This window comes from Microlunatus kandeliicorticis, from assembly GCF_014137855.1.
GTDB classification, from domain to species: domain Bacteria; phylum Actinomycetota; class Actinomycetes; order Propionibacteriales; family Propionibacteriaceae; genus Microlunatus; species Microlunatus kandeliicorticis.
Window position 1 is genome coordinate 100,696 of record NZ_JACGWT010000002.1, and the last position, 15,821, is coordinate 116,516.

The 15,821-nt window shown below is 71.9% G+C and carries 16 protein-coding genes; 9 read left to right on the forward strand and 7 right to left on the reverse strand.

All coding sequences use genetic code 11. The annotated features are described in order from the left end of the window. The first annotated feature begins 28 nt into the window (after positions 1-28). Positions 29-850, forward strand: coding sequence for an aldo/keto reductase (locus FHX74_RS05245; protein WP_182559076.1), 822 nt, complete (start codon positions 29-31; stop codon positions 848-850). Between the two features lie 184 nt (positions 851-1,034). Here the strand turns inward: FHX74_RS05245 and FHX74_RS05250 are convergent, their stop codons facing one another. Together FHX74_RS05250 and FHX74_RS05255 are read right to left on the reverse strand one after the other, a co-directional pair. Beyond that, a complete protein-coding gene (locus FHX74_RS05250; RefSeq protein WP_220483562.1) occupies positions 1,035-1,532 on the reverse strand; it encodes a DUF1707 domain-containing protein in 498 nt (165 codons plus the stop codon). Positions 1,533-1,563: 31 nt separating this feature from the next. After that, positions 1,564-2,358, reverse strand: coding sequence for an Fpg/Nei family DNA glycosylase (locus FHX74_RS05255; protein ID WP_182559077.1), 795 nt, complete (start codon positions 2,356-2,358; stop codon positions 1,564-1,566). Between the two features lie 108 nt (positions 2,359-2,466). Here FHX74_RS05255 and FHX74_RS05260 point away from each other — a divergent pair, with 108 nt between their 5' ends. Next, positions 2,467-3,006 carry a hypothetical protein gene (locus FHX74_RS05260; protein WP_182559078.1) on the forward strand — a complete coding sequence of 180 codons (540 nt, stop codon included), beginning with the start codon at positions 2,467-2,469 and terminating at the stop codon, positions 3,004-3,006. On the opposite strand, the gene FHX74_RS05265 is transcribed toward FHX74_RS05260, so the two are convergent. Further along, positions 2,991-3,629 (reverse strand): GNAT family N-acetyltransferase, encoded by a 639-nt coding sequence (locus FHX74_RS05265; RefSeq protein ID WP_328823647.1) that lies wholly within the window; start codon positions 3,627-3,629, stop codon positions 2,991-2,993. The two genes, FHX74_RS05260 and FHX74_RS05265, sit on opposite strands and share 16 nt — an antisense overlap. A gap of 117 nt (positions 3,630-3,746) precedes the next feature. Here FHX74_RS05265 and FHX74_RS05270 point away from each other — a divergent pair, with 117 nt between their 5' ends. The 4 genes from FHX74_RS05270 to FHX74_RS05285 all read left to right on the forward strand — a co-directional run bounded on the left by FHX74_RS05270 (position 3,747) and on the right by FHX74_RS05285 (position 7,857). Further along, positions 3,747-5,051 (forward strand): MFS transporter, encoded by a 1,305-nt coding sequence (locus tag FHX74_RS05270; protein WP_182559079.1) that lies wholly within the window; start codon positions 3,747-3,749, stop codon positions 5,049-5,051. Between the two features lie 12 nt (positions 5,052-5,063). Next, complete coding sequence (locus FHX74_RS05275; protein ID WP_220483563.1) at positions 5,064-5,741, forward strand: SanA/YdcF family protein; 678 nt, start codon at positions 5,064-5,066, stop codon at positions 5,739-5,741. Positions 5,742-5,979: 238 nt separating this feature from the next. Then, complete coding sequence (locus FHX74_RS05280) at positions 5,980-6,621, forward strand: hypothetical protein (protein WP_328823648.1); 642 nt, start codon at positions 5,980-5,982, stop codon at positions 6,619-6,621. A 195-nt stretch (positions 6,622-6,816) separates the two neighbouring features. Next, positions 6,817-7,857 carry an NAD(P)-dependent alcohol dehydrogenase gene (locus tag FHX74_RS05285; RefSeq protein WP_182559080.1) on the forward strand — a complete coding sequence of 347 codons (1,041 nt, stop codon included), beginning with the start codon at positions 6,817-6,819 and terminating at the stop codon, positions 7,855-7,857. A gap of 71 nt (positions 7,858-7,928) precedes the next feature. Here the strand turns inward: FHX74_RS05285 and pgi are convergent, their stop codons facing one another. Continuing rightward, the gene (pgi, locus tag FHX74_RS05290) at positions 7,929-9,602 is read right to left on the reverse strand and encodes a glucose-6-phosphate isomerase (RefSeq protein ID WP_182559081.1); all 1,674 of its coding nucleotides are present in this window, start codon (positions 9,600-9,602) and stop codon (positions 7,929-7,931) included. 115 nt (positions 9,603-9,717) lie between these two features. On the opposite strand from pgi, the gene FHX74_RS05295 reads away from it, so the two are divergent. Continuing rightward, positions 9,718-11,250: a deoxyguanosinetriphosphate triphosphohydrolase family protein gene (locus FHX74_RS05295; RefSeq protein WP_328823649.1), complete on the forward strand. Its 1,533-nt coding sequence runs from the start codon at positions 9,718-9,720 to the stop codon at positions 11,248-11,250. 84 nt (positions 11,251-11,334) lie between these two features. Continuing rightward, on the forward strand, positions 11,335-12,060 hold the full coding sequence (locus FHX74_RS05300; RefSeq protein ID WP_182559082.1) for a M50 family metallopeptidase: 726 nt from the start codon (positions 11,335-11,337) through the stop codon (positions 12,058-12,060). Positions 12,061-12,190: 130 nt separating this feature from the next. Here FHX74_RS05300 and FHX74_RS05305 read toward each other — a convergent pair whose 3' ends face one another. The 3 genes from FHX74_RS05305 to FHX74_RS05315 form a co-directional block, all read right to left on the reverse strand. After that, entirely contained in the window at positions 12,191-12,337 is a 147-nt protein-coding gene (locus FHX74_RS05305; RefSeq protein WP_182559083.1) for a hypothetical protein, read from the reverse strand. Between the two features lie 162 nt (positions 12,338-12,499). Beyond that, the gene (locus FHX74_RS05310; protein ID WP_182559084.1) at positions 12,500-12,988 is read right to left on the reverse strand and encodes a hypothetical protein; all 489 of its coding nucleotides are present in this window, start codon (positions 12,986-12,988) and stop codon (positions 12,500-12,502) included. A 106-nt stretch (positions 12,989-13,094) separates the two neighbouring features. Continuing rightward, positions 13,095-14,075, reverse strand: a complete 981-nt coding sequence (locus FHX74_RS05315; protein WP_182559085.1) for an SH3 domain-containing protein — start codon at positions 14,073-14,075, stop codon at positions 13,095-13,097. A gap of 324 nt (positions 14,076-14,399) precedes the next feature. Between FHX74_RS05315 and FHX74_RS05320 the strand changes: the two genes are divergently transcribed. Then, positions 14,400-15,764 carry a mercuric reductase gene (locus FHX74_RS05320; RefSeq protein WP_182559086.1) on the forward strand — a complete coding sequence of 455 codons (1,365 nt, stop codon included), beginning with the start codon at positions 14,400-14,402 and terminating at the stop codon, positions 15,762-15,764. Positions 15,765-15,821 lie beyond the last annotated feature (57 nt).

A 15,821-nucleotide genomic window follows, 5' to 3' on the forward strand; every position in this document is an offset into this window, starting at 1 on the left:
ACGGCGGGTGGAACGGGCTGTCCTTCGCATGACCGTTCCCACCATCACCCTGAACGACGGCCTCCAGATCCCGCAGTTCGGCCTGGGCGTGTGGCAGGTGTCCACCGACGACATCGAGCCCGCGGTCGGCAAGGCGCTCGAGGTCGGTTACCGGCACATCGACACCGCGGCCATGTACGGCAACGAGGAGGGTGTCGGTCGGGCCATCGCCCAGTCCGGGATCGCCCGTGACGAGCTGTGGGTGACCACCAAGCTCAACAACAACGCGCACGGCTTCGAGGAGTCGCAGCAGGCGCTCAAGGACAGCCTGGGCAAGCTCGGCCTCGACCACGTCGACCTGTACCTGATCCACTGGCCGCTTCCCGCGCGCAACGACTACGTCGACACCTGGAAGGGTCTGGTCGAGCTGCAGAAGCAGGGTCTGACCCGCTCGATCGGTGTCTCGAACTTCCAGCCCGACCACCTGGACGCGATCATCGCGGCCACCGGGGTCACCCCGTCGGTCAACCAGGTGGAGATCCACCCGACCTTCACCCAGACCGCGCTGGTCGCCAAGCACCAGGAGCTGGGTGTGCACACCGAGGCGTGGAGCCCGCTGGGTCAGGCCGAGGACCTGCGCAACGAGACCGTCACCCAGCTGGCCGACAAGCTCGGCAAGACCCCGGCCCAGGTCATCCTGCGCTGGCACCTGCAGAAGGGCTACATCGTGTTCCCGAAGTCGGTGACGCCGTCGCGGATCGAGGAGAACTTCCAGATCTTCGACTTCGAGCTGACCGGTGACGACGTCGCCGCGATCGACGCGCTGGACGAGGGCAACCGGATCGGCCCTGACCCCGACCAGTTCAACTGATCGCCGGGGGCCTGAGCGCCCCCTTGCGGCACCCCGCTGAGCCTGTCGAACGCGCTTCGACAGGCTCAGCGCACGTTCGGGCGCTTCGACAGGCTCAGCGCACGCGTCTCCGGCTCAGCGCACGATGCGCGCTTCGACAGGCTCAGCGAGCGGGCTGCAGGCTCGGCGCACGTCCGGAGCCGGATCAGCGCGCGTCGAGCGGGGCGCGGTGGCAGTGCCCGCCGCGCCCGGTGAGCGCGGGGACGCCGTGGGAGACGACCCCGATGCCCCAGCCGAGGATCGGCCAGACCGGCCAGAAGTACCAGGCGCCGACGGTGATCCCGACGACCAGCCAGATCGCCAGCATCACCGCGCTCCCGGCGACGTAGCTGCCCAGGTGGGCGTAGAAACCGGCCCGCGCGCCGCGGTCGGTCGGCCGGGCCGGAGCGCCGGCAGCCGGCAAGGCAGACGCGAGACCGGGGGCCGGTGCGAGGCGGTCGACCGGCAGGTCGCTCAGCAGCGTGCGGAGGTCACCGAGCGTCCGGGCGGTGAGCACCGCGGTGCTCCGCTGGTCGAACTCGGCCGGCGTCAGGTAGCCGCGGGCCGACGCCTCCGCCAGCACGGTGTGGGTGCGGTCGCGGTCGGTGTCGCCGGCCCGCAGCTCGTCGCGCCCCGGTTCCCGGACCTGCTGCATCTCGCTCATGTGTCCATGATGACCTGTTGATCTTTACACGTCAAGGGCTTGTCGCCGGCTGACAGTGCGGACACCAGTAGCTGCGCCGCTCCTGTCCGAGCGGCCCGAACTCCTCGGTCCGGATCGGCGTCCGGCAGCGCCGGCAGGGCTGTCCCGGCCGCTCGAACACCCAGTGCTGGCGGCCCGGGCGGAGGTCGCCGGTGGTCGACTGCTCCCACCGCGTCCGGTTCGCACTGAGCAGCTGCCGGGCGCGCACGCAGATTCGCTCCAGGTCGGGCACCGCCTCCACCGGCGTGCGCGGGTGAATGCCCTGGAGGAACAACACCTCCGCGCGGTACAGCGTCCCGATGCCGGCCAGGTTGCGCTGGTCGAGCAGCGCCTCACCGACACTCCGCTCGGGGTGCACGCGGATCCGCCGGACCGCCTCGGCCAGGTCCCAGTCCGGTCCGAGCAGGTCCGGACCGAGATGGCCGACCACCTCGTCCTCGGCGGCGGTCGGCAGCCGCTCGACCACCGGCAACCGCCAGCCGACGGCGTCGAGCGTGCTGGTGCCGAGCACCGCCCGGATCTGGTGGCCGGGGCCGCCGGACCAGCGCCGGCCGTGCGGATAGATCCGCCAGCTGCCCTCCATCCGGAAGTGGGTGTGCAGGGTGGTGCCGTCGGCGAACCGGATCAGCTGGTGCTTGCCGCGGCTGACCACCTCGCGCACCGCGGTCCCGGTGAGGTCGACCTCAGCCAGCTGCGGGACCCGGAGCTCGCAGCGGGTCAGCACCTGGCCGGCCAGCGCGGCGTGCAGCCGCCGGCAGGACAGCCAGACGGTGTCGCCCTCGGGCATCCGGCCTCCGTTCGCGCCGCCGCGGGCGCGTCGAGCGTGTGACGGGCGCGTTCTCGGCCGTCATGATGGGTCCGCGCCGCAGCGCGAAGCACGAACCAGGAGGCAACCATGGAGTACCGACGGCCCTACACGATCACCGGCCCGCGGGTGGCGACCGCCGCCGCGCTGGTGGTGCTGTGCGTCGTCGGGGCCGCACTGCCCTACTTCACCCTGGCCTACCTCGACTTCTCCTCCGCACCGACCCGGTCGACCACCAACGTCTTCGGCACCATCAGCCTGCTCAACAAGCTCAGCCTGGAGTACGTCCCGGCGGCCCGCCAGGTCGGGCTCGACCCGCTCGACCACGCGTTCACGGTGATGCTGCTCGGCTCGGCCATGCAGGCGGTCGGGCTGGTGGTGGCGATCGCCACCGTGGCCGGGCAGTTCATGAACGAGATCAACAAGTTCCTCTGGTGGCCGTTCCTGATCGGCGGCGCGTTGCTGGTGCTCGGGCCGGTGCCGGTCTTCATCAGCCACCAGATGCTCACCGGCGACAAGGTCGACACCTCGGTGCTGTGGGGCTGGCTCCCGCTGTTCGCCGCCGGGATCCTGGTCGTGGTCACCGCGCTCCGCTCGCGTCGTCGGCTGGACAGCTACCGCGGGCTCTGAGCCGCGGACGCGGCGGGCACCACCGTCCGCATCACGCAGTTGCCCTTGCCCTTGGGCCGGAGGTAGTCGAACCCGAGCCGGGCGTACATCGTCCGGGTCGCGTTGTAGAGGAACGACGACGACGGACGCTTGCCGGGCTCGAGGTCGTGCGGGTAGGCCTCGACCGTGCCGCCACCGGCTCGCGCGATCAGGGCGAGCGCCCCGCGGACGGCGACGGCCGCCATCCCCCGCCGGCGGAACCTCCGGTCGACGAACAGGCAGGTGATCCGGAAGTCGGGCACCAGGTCGGTCTCCGCCTCCCACTGCTTGCGGTGGTGGATGTTGGCCAGCTCGGCGACCGGGCCGTACTCGGCCCAGGCGATCGCCTCGGCGTCCGGTCCGGGCCCGTCGAGCACCAGGGCGGCGTGCGCGCGGCCCTCGAGCACCCGCCGGTGCTTGAACTCACGGTTGCCCAGCTCCGAGCGTTCCGGCGGATCCGGGTGCAGGTGGAACCAGGTGCACCAGCAGCCGCCCCAGACCCCGTTGTGCCGTTCGGCCAGCCCGGCGAACGCCTCCCAGGTGTCCGGACCCAGCGGCACCACCCGGTGGCCGTCGACCGTCAGCTCCTCCACCTCCGCGCGCACGACAGCACGCTAGCGAGGAGTCCGGACACCCGGGGCCGGTCCGGCCGACCCGGGTGAACAGATAGCCGAACGATGAGTAATGTGACGGCGGTCTCGCCAGCGTCGAAGGAGTCGATCATGAGTGCCTCCGCCACCGCTCCCGCCGGTCGTCGTCGAGTGGCGCTCACCGGCGACCAGCGCAACTCGTTCCTGGCCGCGCAGCTGGGCTGGACGATGGACGCCTTCGACTACTTCATCGTGGTCTTCGTCTACGCCGACATCGCCAAGTCCTTCGGCATGGAGAAGTCCGAGGTAGCCCTGATCACCACCGCGACGCTGGTGATGCGCCCGGTCGGCGCGCTGCTGTTCGGGCTGCTCGCCGACCGCTTCGGGCGGCGGGCGCCGCTGATGATCGACGTCTGCTTCTACTCGGTGATCGGCTTCCTCTGCGCGTTCGCCCCGAACTTCTGGGTGCTGATCGTGCTCCGGATGCTGTACGGCATCGGGATGGGCGGCGAGTGGGGCCTCGGTGCCGCGCTGGCCATGGAGAAGATCCCGGCCGAGCGCCGCGGCTTCTTCTCCGGGCTGCTCCAGGTCGGCTACTCCTGCGGCTACCTGCTGGCCGCCGTGGCCTTCCTGGTGGTCCACGGCGCGCTGGGTCTGTCCTGGCGCTGGCTGTTCGGTCTGTCGATCATCCCAGCGCTGATCAGCCTGCTGATCCGGTCCCGGGTGAAGGAGTCCGAGGTCTGGGAGAACGCGCAGGAGACCCTCAAGGTCACCCGCACCCGGTTCCGCGACCTGCTGCTCGACAAGAAGGTCATCCGTCGGTTCGTCTACCTGATCCTGCTGATGACCGCCTTCAACCTGTCCAGCCACGGCACCCAGGACGTCTACCCGACCTTCCTGCAGGCCAAGCCGGAGACCGGCGGGGCCGGGCTGAGCGCGAACACCGCGACGGTGATCGCCATCGTCTACAACGTCGGCGCGATCATCGGCGGCCTGGTGTTCGGCACCCTCTCCAGCCGGTTCGGCCGCCGCTACACGATCGCCTTCTGCGCGGTGCTCGCGCTGCCGATCGTCCCGCTGTTCGCCTACTCGAAGACGGCCGCGTTCCTCTGCCTGGGCTCGTTCCTCATGCAGGTGATGGTGCAGGGCGCCTGGGGGGTCATCCCGGCGCACCTGACCGAGATGAGCCCGGACGCGATCCGCGGCTTCTACCCGGGGGTCACCTATCAGCTGGGCAACCTGCTCGCCTCGCTCAACCTGCCGATCCAGGAGGCGCTGGCCGCCCGGCACGGCTACCCGTTCGCGCTGACCGCGACCGTGGTGCCGACGCTGGTCGCGGTGGTGGTGCTGGTGCTGATCGGGACCGAGGCCCGCGGCATCCAGTTCGGCCGGCGCGAGACGGCCACCCAGCCGGCCGGGGCCCGGGCCACCGGCTGACACACTGCCCGGGTGAGCCCCGGACGTCGTGCCCTGCTGCTGTTCGGCGCCGCCGCGGGCTCGGTCGTGGGGGCCGCCGCCGCGGGCCTGGCCGGCTCGGTGATCATGGTCCGGCTGCTGGCGCGCGGCCGGGTGCTGTCCGAGGCCGAGGTGCCCGCCCGTGGGGTCGGGCTGGTCCTCGGCGCGCAGGTCTACCCGAGCGGACGTCCGTCGCGGTTCCTGGCCGCCCGGCTCGAGCTCGCCCGCCGGCTGTTCGCGCAGGGTCGGCTGGCGGTGATCATCGTCTCCGGCGACCGCCGGGCACCCGAGTACGACGAGCCCGCGGCCATGCGGCACTACCTGATCAACGTCGGGGTCCCGGCCGAGCGGATCGTGATCGACGGCGGCGGTCTCGACACCTTCGACTCCTGCCACCGCGCCCGGCACGTCTTCGGCGTCCGGCGGCTGACCGTCGTCAGCCAGACCTACCACCTGCCCCGGGCCGTGGCCACCGCTCGCGCGCTCGGGCTCGACGCCGTCGGGGTCGGCGACCGCACCGTCCGGGGTGGTGAGGCCTGGCGGCGCGGCGCGGTCCGCGACCAGATCGCCTGCGTCAAGACCGTGCTCGACCTGCTCGGCCACCTCGCCGGTCTCCGCGACCCGAGCGGCACCGAGCGCAGCGACGCCGTCCGCGAGGCCCTCGGCCGCTGAGTGCCCCGGGCGCATCGACAGGCTCAGCGCGCGGTCGGCTACCGCGCCCTGCGCGGTCGACCACCGTGCCCTGCGCACGTTCTGCCCCACCGTGCCTGCGCACGTTCCGCACCACCCGCCCCGGGCGCTTCGACAGGCTCAGCGCGCGTGGTCGAGGCGGTCCTCGGTTGCTTGCGTAATGGTGTAATCATGTAAGTGAGCGCTCCGGCGGGGAGCGGTCACGAGCGAAGGAGCACCGATGAAGGGACATCCGTTCTTCGGAGGAGGGCCCGGTCCGTTCCGGGGTCCGGGCGGTCACGGCTTCGGGCCGGGCGGCCCGGGCGAGGGTGGGCCGGGACGCGGCCGCGGGCGCGGGTTCGGTCGGCCGGGTGGCTGGCAGAACGTCGACCTGCCGTCGGCCGACGACGCGGCGGCGTGGTTCAGCGGGCGGCTGCCCGACGGCTGGTTCGGCGACGTCGACGTGAGCGTCGACCGCGAGGAGATCATCGTCGTCGGCACGCTGGCCGGCTTGGGTGCGGACGTCGCCCCGGCCGAGGCCGAGGGCCGGGTCAGCCGGTTCCGGGCCGACACCCGTGGCGAGCGGATGGCCATCGCCGAGGAGGCGCAGGCGCGGTACAAGCGCAAGGTGTCCTGGGGCGTCCGGGTGGGCGAGGCGACCACGCTGTTCACCCACATCTCGGTCCCGGTGATGACCCGGCTCCAGCAGCCCGAGCGCCAGGTGCTCGACACCCTGGTCGACGCCGGGGTCGCGCGGTCGCGGTCCGAGGCGCTGTCCTGGGCGGTCAAGCTGGTCGGCGAGCACGCCGAGGGCTGGCTGTCGGAGCTGCGGGAGGCCATGTCCGAGGTCGACAAGCTCCGCTCATCCGGTCCGGATCTCTGATCCCGCCACCGACGACAGCCGACCAGGCGGGGCCGACGCAGGTCGCGGGCGACCGGACGCAGGGATGAGCGGAAGCTGAGCCCTGCGTCCGGTTCACCGGCCGCGGTGGAATAGCCGGGGCGTTGGTGTCGTTCCGCCCCGTGTGCCCGGTGATCCCGGGCACGTCTGTTTCCCGCACGTCGAGAGGATGACCGCATGACCACCGTCACCGCCCTGTCCGCCCCGAAGGCCTCCGCTCCGTTCGAGCGCGCCGAGCTCGAGCGTCGGGAGGTGAAGGGCGACGACGTCAGGATCGACATCCGGTACGCCGGCATCTGCCACTCCGACATCCACACCGTGCGTGAGGAGTGGGGTCCGGCCAACTTCCCGCTCACCCCGGGCCACGAGATCATCGGCACCGTCACCGAGGTCGGCCCGGACGTCACCAAGTACGCCGTGGGCGACACGGTCGGGGTCGGCTGCTTCGTCAACTCCTGCGGTGAGTGCGAGGCCTGCAAGGACGGCGAGGAGCAGTACTGCTCGAAGGGCGTCGTCCAGACCTACAACAGCAAGGACTACGACGGCACCGCGACCCAGGGCGGCTACAGCCAGGGCATCGTCGTGCGCGAGCCGTTCGTGGTGCGGGTCCCCGACGGGGTCGACCTGGCCGCCACCACCCCGCTGCTGTGCGCCGGCATCACCACCTACGCGCCGCTCAAGCGCTACGGCGCCGGTCCCGGCCAGAAGGTCGGGGTGATCGGTCTCGGCGGCCTCGGGCACGTCGCGGTCAAGATCGCCGCGGCCCTCGGAGCCGAGGTCAGCGTGCTGAGCCGTACCGACGCCAAGGCCGACGACGGCAAGGCGTTCGGCGCCTCGGCCTACTACGCCACCGAGGACGACCAGGTCTTTGAGGACCTGGCCAACCACTTCGACCTGATCATCAACACCGTGGGTGCCTCGGTCGACCTCGACCGGTTCTTCGGGCTGCTCGGTCGCGGCGGCGTGATGGTCAACGTCGGCGCCCCGAGCGAGAAGCAGAGCTTCAACATCTTCAGCCTGATCGGGATGCGACGCTCCTACGCCGGCTCGCTGGTCGGCGGTCTCGCTGAGACCCAGGAGATGCTCGACTTCTGCGCCGAGCACGGGATCACCGCGACCGTCGAGGTGATCAAGGCCGACCAGGTCGACGACTACTACGACAAGGTCGTCTCCGGCGACGTCCGCTACCGCGCGGTGATCGACACCGCGACGATCTGATCACCAGGACCTGATCACGACGGACGACGGCCCCGGCCCACCCGCGCGGGTGGACCGGGGCCGTCGCGCGTTCAGCGTCGCTGGTCGCGGTAGTAGCTGATCAACGCCCGGGTCGAGGCGTCCTGCTTCTGCAGCGCCTCGGTGTCGCCGCCGACCGCCGGGGTGAGCTCCTTGGCCAGCACCTTGCCCAGCTCGACGCCCCACTGGTCGAAGCTGTCGATGCCCCACACGGTGCCTTCGGTGAAGGTGATGTGCTCGTACAGTGCGATCAGCTGGCCGACCACCGACGGGCTCAGCTCGGGCGCCATGATCGAGGTCGTCGGCCGGTTGCCGCTGAACACCCGGGCCGGGACGATCGCCTCGGCGGTGCCCTCGGCGCGCACCTCGTCGGCCGTCTTGCCGAAGGCCAGCGCCGCGGTCTGGGCGAAGAAGTTCGCCAGGAACAGCTCGTGCACGTCCGAGTCGCCCTCGCGCAGCGGGTGCGCCGGGTTGGCCACCGCGATGAAGTCGGCCGGGATCAACCGGGTGCCCTGGTGGATCAGCTGGTAGAAGGCGTGCTGGCCGTTGGTCCCGGGCTCACCCCAGAACACCTCGCCCGTGTTGGTGGTGACCGGGCTGCCGTCCCAGCGGACACCCTTGCCGTTGGACTCCATGGTCAGCTGCTGCAGATAGGCCGGGAAGCGGTGCAGGTACTGCGCGTAGGGCAGCACCGCGTGGGTCTCGGCGCCGAAGAAGTTGCTGTACCAGACGTTGATCAAGCCCATCAGCACCGGGACGTTCTGGGCGGTCGGGGTGCTGCGGAAGTGCTCGTCGATCGCGTGGAAGCCCGCCAGGAAGGCCTGGAAGTTCTCCGGCCCGATGGCCACCGCGACCGAGGTGCCGATCGCCGAGTCGACCGAGTAGCGGCCGCCGACCCAGTCCCAGAAGCCGAAGGCGTTGTCGGGGTCGATGCCGAAGTCGGCGACCTTGTCGAGCGCGGTCGAGACCGCGACGAAGTGCTTGGCCACCGCCTCCTTCGCGGAGGCGTCCTGGTCGTCGATCGCCCCGCTGCGGCGCAGCCCGTCGAGCAGCCAGCTGCGGGCCAGCTTGGCGTTGGTCAGCGTCTCCAGGGTGGTGAAGGTCTTGGAGGCGACGATGAACAGCGTGGTCTCGGGGTCGAGCCCGGCGGTCTTCTCCGCGACGTCGGTGGGGTCGATGTTGGAGACGAAGCGGCAGCTGAGACCGTCCTGCTTGTAGGGGATCAGCGCCTCGTAGACCATCACCGGCCCGAGGTCGGAGCCCCCGATGCCGATGTTGATCACGGTCTCGATCCGCTTGCCGGTGACCCCGGTCCACTCGCCGCTGCGGACCCGGGTGGCGAAGGCGTAGACCTTGTCCAGCGTGGCGTGGACGTCGGCGACGACGTGCTGGCCGTCGACGTCGAGCTCGACGTCGGCCGGGTCGCGCAGCGCGGTGTGCAGCACCGCGCGGTCCTCGGTCGGGTTGACGTGCTCGCCGCGGAACATGGCCTCGCGCCGGTCGGCCAGGCCGACCTCGTCGGCCAGCTGCACCAGCGCCGCCAGCACCTCGTCGGTGACCAGGTTCTTGCTCAGGTCGACGAACAGGTCGCCGGCGGTGTGGCTGAAGCGCTCGGCCCGACCCGGGTCGGTGGCGAACCAACCGCGCAGATCGGGCTGGAGCTCGCCGTGGAGCCGGGTCAGCGTGGCCCAGGCCTGGGTGCTGGTGGGGTCAACCGGTGCCGCCATGAGTCTCCGTCCGAGTCCGCGGCGCACGTCGGCGCGCCGTCGTGCCGACGATACTGAGCCGGTTTCGCGGCCTCGGCACCAACCCGGCGGCCGCCGACGGCGTTAGCCTCGGGCCGTGTCCGACCCACGGCTGACCCGGGCCCGCGCCGAGCCCGTCCGCGGCGAGGCGATGCCCGGCTTCGAGTCGGACTTCCGCACCGACCTCGAGCGGATCCGGTTCGCGCCGTCGTTCGCCCGGCTGGCCGAGGTGACCCAGGTGGTGACCTCGGCGGCGACCGGCGGCGTGGTGCACAACCGGCTGTCGCACTCGATCAAGGTCACCGCGATCGCCCGCGCCGTCGCGGTCCGGCTGCTCCAGCAGACCGACCCGGCCCTGCTGTCCCGTCTCGGCGGGCTCGACCACGTCGTCGTCCAGGCCGCGGCGGCCGCGCACGACCTGGGACACCCGCCCTTCGGCCACCTCGGCGAGCGCACCCTCGACCGGCTCGGACGCGAGCGGTTCGGTCTGCGCGACGGGTTCGAGGGAAACGCGCAGACGTTCCGCATCCTCACCGAGCTCGAGGTGCACGGACCCGGCGACGAGGGACTCAACCTGACCACCGCCGTCCGGGCCGCGGTCTGCAAGTACCCGTGGGGCCGGTTCGTCGACCCGGACCCGCACCCCACCGCGTGGCCCGAACCGCCGCGGGGTGCCGGGCACGGCCGGGACGCGCCCGGCGCGGCCAAGTTCAGCGCCTACGACCTCGACCTCACCGAGATGCGCACCGTGCTCGACGCCTTCGCCGACCTGCCGCCGGGACGCCAGACCCTCGAGTGCTCGGTGATGGATCTGGCCGACGACATCGCGTACTCGGTGCACGACGTCGAGGACTTCCACCGGTCGACCGTGCTGCAGTACTCGGTGGTCGCGCCCGAGTTCCGCGAGTGGATGGCCGCCCAGCGCCCGTTCTCGCGGCTCGACGACGACGAGCTGCACGACCTGCGCCGCACCCCGGGCGCCGGGCTCGAACGGCTCCGCCGCCGGCTGGCCACCAAGGACGGCTGGATCTACGACGAGGACACCTTCGCCGAGGCCGTGGTGCGGGTCGGCGCCGAGTTCGTCGACGGGGTGCTGGCCCAGCCCTACGACGGCTCGATGGCCGCCGACCGCGCGGTCACCGGATTCACCTCGCGGTGGATCGACGAGCTGATCGGGGCGGTGCAGATCCTCCCCGACCCCCCGGTCCGCGGCGCGTACGTGGTGCTCCCGGCCGCCGCGTGGCACCAGGTGTCGGTGCTCAAGTTCGTCCACTCCTACTTCATCCTCGAGCGGCCCGACCTGGCCATGTTCCAGCGCGGCCAGGCCGAGACCCTGACCCGGCTGGTCGGCGCGCTCGACGACTGGCTCTCCGACCGCACCGACGCCGGACGGGCACCACGCCGGCTGATCGACCTGATCACTGCGGCCCGGATGGGCTACGAACGGGTGGCCGAGGAGGCGCCGCACCTGCTGGCCCCGCGGATCTCGCTGCCCGAGCTGGCCCGGATGGCGCGCGGCCGCGGGATCATCGACTACGTCAGCGGGCTGACCGACGAGCAGGCGCTCGCCTTCGCCGGCCGGCTGGGCGGCCGGTCGCACAGTGTCCTCTGGTCGGCCGGCGACATCTGACCCAGCCGGTCGGACGCGAAGTCGGGGTCGGCTGGGCGGTGTGGGCGAGCCGCCGGCGGTTGGGCCGGGCCGCAGACTGGTCGGGTGGAGCTGCTCGGGGAGATCTGGCGTCGGGCCACCGCCGTCCAGCAGCCGCCACCGGTCGAGGTGGTGCTCGGCGCCGCGCTGGCCGCGTTCGTCCTGGTCGTCGTGCCGGGCACCTGGCCGGCCGCCCGGATGCTGGTGACGATCGTCCACGAGGGGGCGCACGGCTTCGTCGCGCTGCTGGCCGGACGCCGGCTCCAGGGGATCCGGCTGCACTCGGACACCTCGGGACTGACCGTGTCCAAGGGACCGGCCCGCGGGCCCGGGATGGTGGCCACGCTGGCCGCCGGCTATCTCGGTCCGGCAGTGGTCGGGCTGGTCGCAGCGCTGCTGCTCGCCGCCGGCCACGCGCTGGCGCTGCTCTGGCTGGTCGTGCTGGTGCTCGGTCTGATGCTGCTGCAGATCCGCAACCTGTTCGGTCTGGTGGTGCTGCTCGGCGCCGGAGCGGTGATGGTCGGAGTCAGCTGGTACCTGAGCGCCCCGGTGCAGTCGGGCATCGCCTACCTGATCACCTGGCTGTTGCTGATCGCCGCGCCCAAGCCGGTGGTCGAGCTGATCGGACGTCGGACGCGCGACCGGAGCGGCACCTCCGACGTCGATCAGCTGGCCCGGCTGACCTGGGTGCCCGGGGTGGTCTGGGCCGGGCTGTTCCTGCTGGCCAACCTGGCCGGGTTGGCGGTCGGGGTGACCGTGCTGGTGCCGTCGCTGCTCACCGGGCGGGGCTGATCGTCGGGGAGCTGATCGTCGGGCGGGCTGATCGTCGGGCGCACCGCCGGGAACGACAGCACGCCCCGGCCGAGGGCCGGGGCGTGCTGGGGTTCTGGTGTGCGGGCCTGCTCCGTTGCCGGCCGACGGCTCAGCGGTCGAACGCGCTCCGCTGGGCGGCGAGGACCAGCTCATCGCGCATCGCCGGGGTCGCGGCGGTGGCGATCGCCCGGTTGAGCTCACGACGCTGGCGGGCGTCGACCTGACGGGTACGGATGGCCTGGAACAGGCGGGACATGCTGACGGACCTTCTTTCGGGCGGTGCTCTGCGGTGAATCCGACATCGAAGACTTCGATATCGAAGTACTAGGGTAACGCGACACCGGGTCGCCGTTATTCCAGCGACCTCCGCAGAGGAGACGACCGCCCGAGCGGTCGGTGATCCGCAGCCCGGACGGAGTCAGGCAGCCTGACCGAAGCGCCGGTCCTCGAGCACCAGCCCGACGTTCTCGAGCTCGCCCTCGACCCGGATCCGCTCGACCTCGCGGTCGATGCCGTCGGGCGCCTCGGCGAGCCGCTGCTCGACCCCGAGCATCCCGCAGGCCTGGATCAGCACCTGGTCGTAGGCCATCCGGGCGCCGAACTGCTGGACGGCCGAGCGCTCGACCTCCTGGCCGAGCAGCCGACGCAGCCGACGCAGGTCGGCAGCCAGCCGCTCGATCGGGACGCCGCGCTGGCGGCGCAGCGCCCGGACCTCGTGGCGGTGGACGAGCAGGTCACGCACCCGGTAGCCGGGGCCGTTCACCGCGACCTCGAGCCGCCAGCGGCGGAAGCGCTCCTCGTAGCGTCCGCAGAACGCCTCGAAGCCCAGGTGGCACAGCAGGGGGACGCCGATCATGATGGCGATGGCGATGGCCGCCAACAGCACCTGATACGGGTCCACTCCCATAGCACGGACCCTATGCCCGGGTCGGCTCCGACACCACGGGCGGGGACGGATCTCGCGACGGATCGTGACCTTCCGGTGCCGATTCCGTACGGCCACCCGCCCGGGCTCAGCCGGTCGCGGCGCTCCCGTAGACCGTCACGTGGACGTGGTCGTAGTGGTTGGCGGTGGCCGACCCGCGGTCCGACATCGACCGCCAGCCCTCGGCGCTGCGCTGGACGGTCCAGATCTTCTGGCTGTAGATGACCTGGCTGACGCCGAGCTCGCGGGCGTGCGCGCGGACCCAGGTGGCGATCCGCCAGCCGACGGTGGAGTCAGAGATCATCGCGTCGATCGCCCGGCCCGAGGGGTGCTCGGGCAGCGAGTCGGCCCGGACGCCGCCGAAGCTGCTGACCTGCGGGAAGGCCGCACAGATCGCCCGGTGCACCTTGACTGCGTCGGGAGTGAGGCCCCGCTCGACGACGTTCCCGGAGCGGCAGGACGCACCGCTCACGGCGCTGCTGGAGGAGCCGGTGGACGTCCGGGCCGAGGGGGTGGCCGTGCGCTTCGGCGCGGGCGGGTTCGGGTTCGTCGCGGTGAGCTGCCGGGTCGGGACCCAGCGCGCCTTGCCCGACCAGGAGATCTGGGTCCAGCCGGAGGCGCGACGGTCGGTGACGCCGACCCGGTCCCCGTCGTCGAGGGAGCCGGAGATGGCGTAGGACTTCCCGGGTCCGAGCCGGAGCGTCACGTCGTCACGCAGGTAGCGCCGGCCCACCACGTCACCCAGCGTCGCGGTGGCGCCGAGCACCCCCGGCTTCGCCGTCGGCTTCGCGGTCCGGGCGGCGGCCGACGCGGAGGGCTTCCGGGCGGCCGAGCTGCTCGCGGACGAGGCCGCGGTGGCTGCGGCCGCCGGGAGCGGCGGTCGGCCGCTGTCCCGGTTGGGCCGGGTGGCCCGGGCCGACGCGTCGGGACCGGCGGCCTCCGCGAGGCGACCGGCGGCGACGTCGGTGACCCCGGGCGCCGAGGCGGCGTCGGCGGGGGCGGCTCGGTCGACCCAGACGGCCGTCCCGGTCCCGCCGCCGAGCACCGCGGTGACCGCCAGCGGCAGCACGGAAGCCCGGACGAGACGTCGACGAGTCGACGGCGCGGCGTGTCGCGCGCGGTGGCGTGGCACTGCTGTCCTCCCAGTGACGGATCGGGATCTGTGGTCCGCGACTCTCACATCGACGAAGGCACCGGCAGGGCGCTCGAGCGAGACCAGATCGTTATCAAACGCCGACGAGTGTAGGTGGGATCGCCGCCGAGCGCACATCGACGGATAGCGTGAGCGGGCCGGACGGCGCCTGCGGGGAGCGTCCGGTGTTGGTTGAACGAGCAATCACCTGGCGTCCGGCGGACGCCGACCCGCACCCGACGAGCGACCGAGGAGAGCCGGATGAGCAGCAACAACGCGGAGGAGTTCGACGCGGTCGTGGTCGGCGCCGGACAGGCCGGGCCCGGCGTGGCCGGGGCGCTGGCGAGCCGCGGTGAACGGGTCGCGGTGGTCGAGATGGCCCAGGTCGGCGGCACCTGCCTCAACCACGGCTGTCGTCCGACCAAGGCGCTGCGGGCCAGTGCGCTCGCCGCACACCGTGCGCACCGGGCGACCGAGTACGGCGTGCTCACCGGCAAGATCACCGTCGATTTCCCGGCGGTGATGCAGCGGATGCACACCATGATCGACGGGATGCGCGAGCCGTTGCTCGACTGGCTGACCTCGGACGAGCACCTCGAGCTGATCCACGGGCAGGCGACGATCGCAGCCGGCGAGGACGGCGAGCACACCGTCCGGGTCGGCGACCGCGAGCTGCGGACCCGCAAGCTCTATCTCGACATCGGCGCCCGCGCGGTGGTGCCCGACCTGCCCGGGCTCGACCAGGTCGACCACCTGACCGAGATCGAGCTGCTCCAGCTCACCCAGCTGCCCGAGCGGCTGGTGATCATCGGCGGCAGCTACATCGGTTGCGAGTTCGGCCAGATGTTCCGCCGGTTCGGCTCCGAGGTGACCATCGTGGCCGGCGGCCGCCCGGCGGCCCGCGAGGACCACGACGTCTCCGACCTGCTCCGCGAGCTGCTCGAGGGCGAGGGGATCACCGTCACCACCGGTCGGGCCACCGGGGTCAGCTCCTCCGACGGCGAGATCACCGTCAGCCTCAGCGACGGGTCGGAGGTCACCGGCACCCAGCTGCTGCTGGCGGTCGGCCGCCGACCCAACGTCGACCTGCTCGGCGACCACGGGCTCGAGCTCGACGACCGCGGCTACCTCAAGATCAACTCGCGGTTCGAGACCTCGGCGCCGGGCGTCTGGGCGCTCGGCGACGTCAACGGCCACGGCGCGTTCACCCACACCGCCTACCAGGACAGCCAGATCCTGCTCGACCCCGACCGGACCGTCGACGGGCGGATCACCGCCTACGCGATGTTCACCGACCCGCCGCTCGGCCGGGTCGGGATGACCGAGGCCGAGGCGCGGACGTCCGGGCGCTCGGTGCTCAAGGCCGACCTGCCGATGTCCAAGGTCAGCCGGGCGATCATCGACGGCGAGACCGAGGGGATGATGCGGATCCTGGTCGACGCGGACAGCGAGGAGATCCTCGGCGCCTGCTTCTTCGGGATGCACGGCGACGACCTCGCCCAGCAGATCGGTCTGGCCATGCAGGCCGGCATCGGCTACAAGGCGGTCCGGGACGCGCTGCCGATCCACCCGTCGGTGGCCGAGTTCATCCCCACCCTGCTGGGCTCGCTGCAGCCCCTGGAGTGAGTGCCCTTCGACAGGCTCAGGGCACGGGAGGGGTGGCGCACCGGGCACGTGAGCACG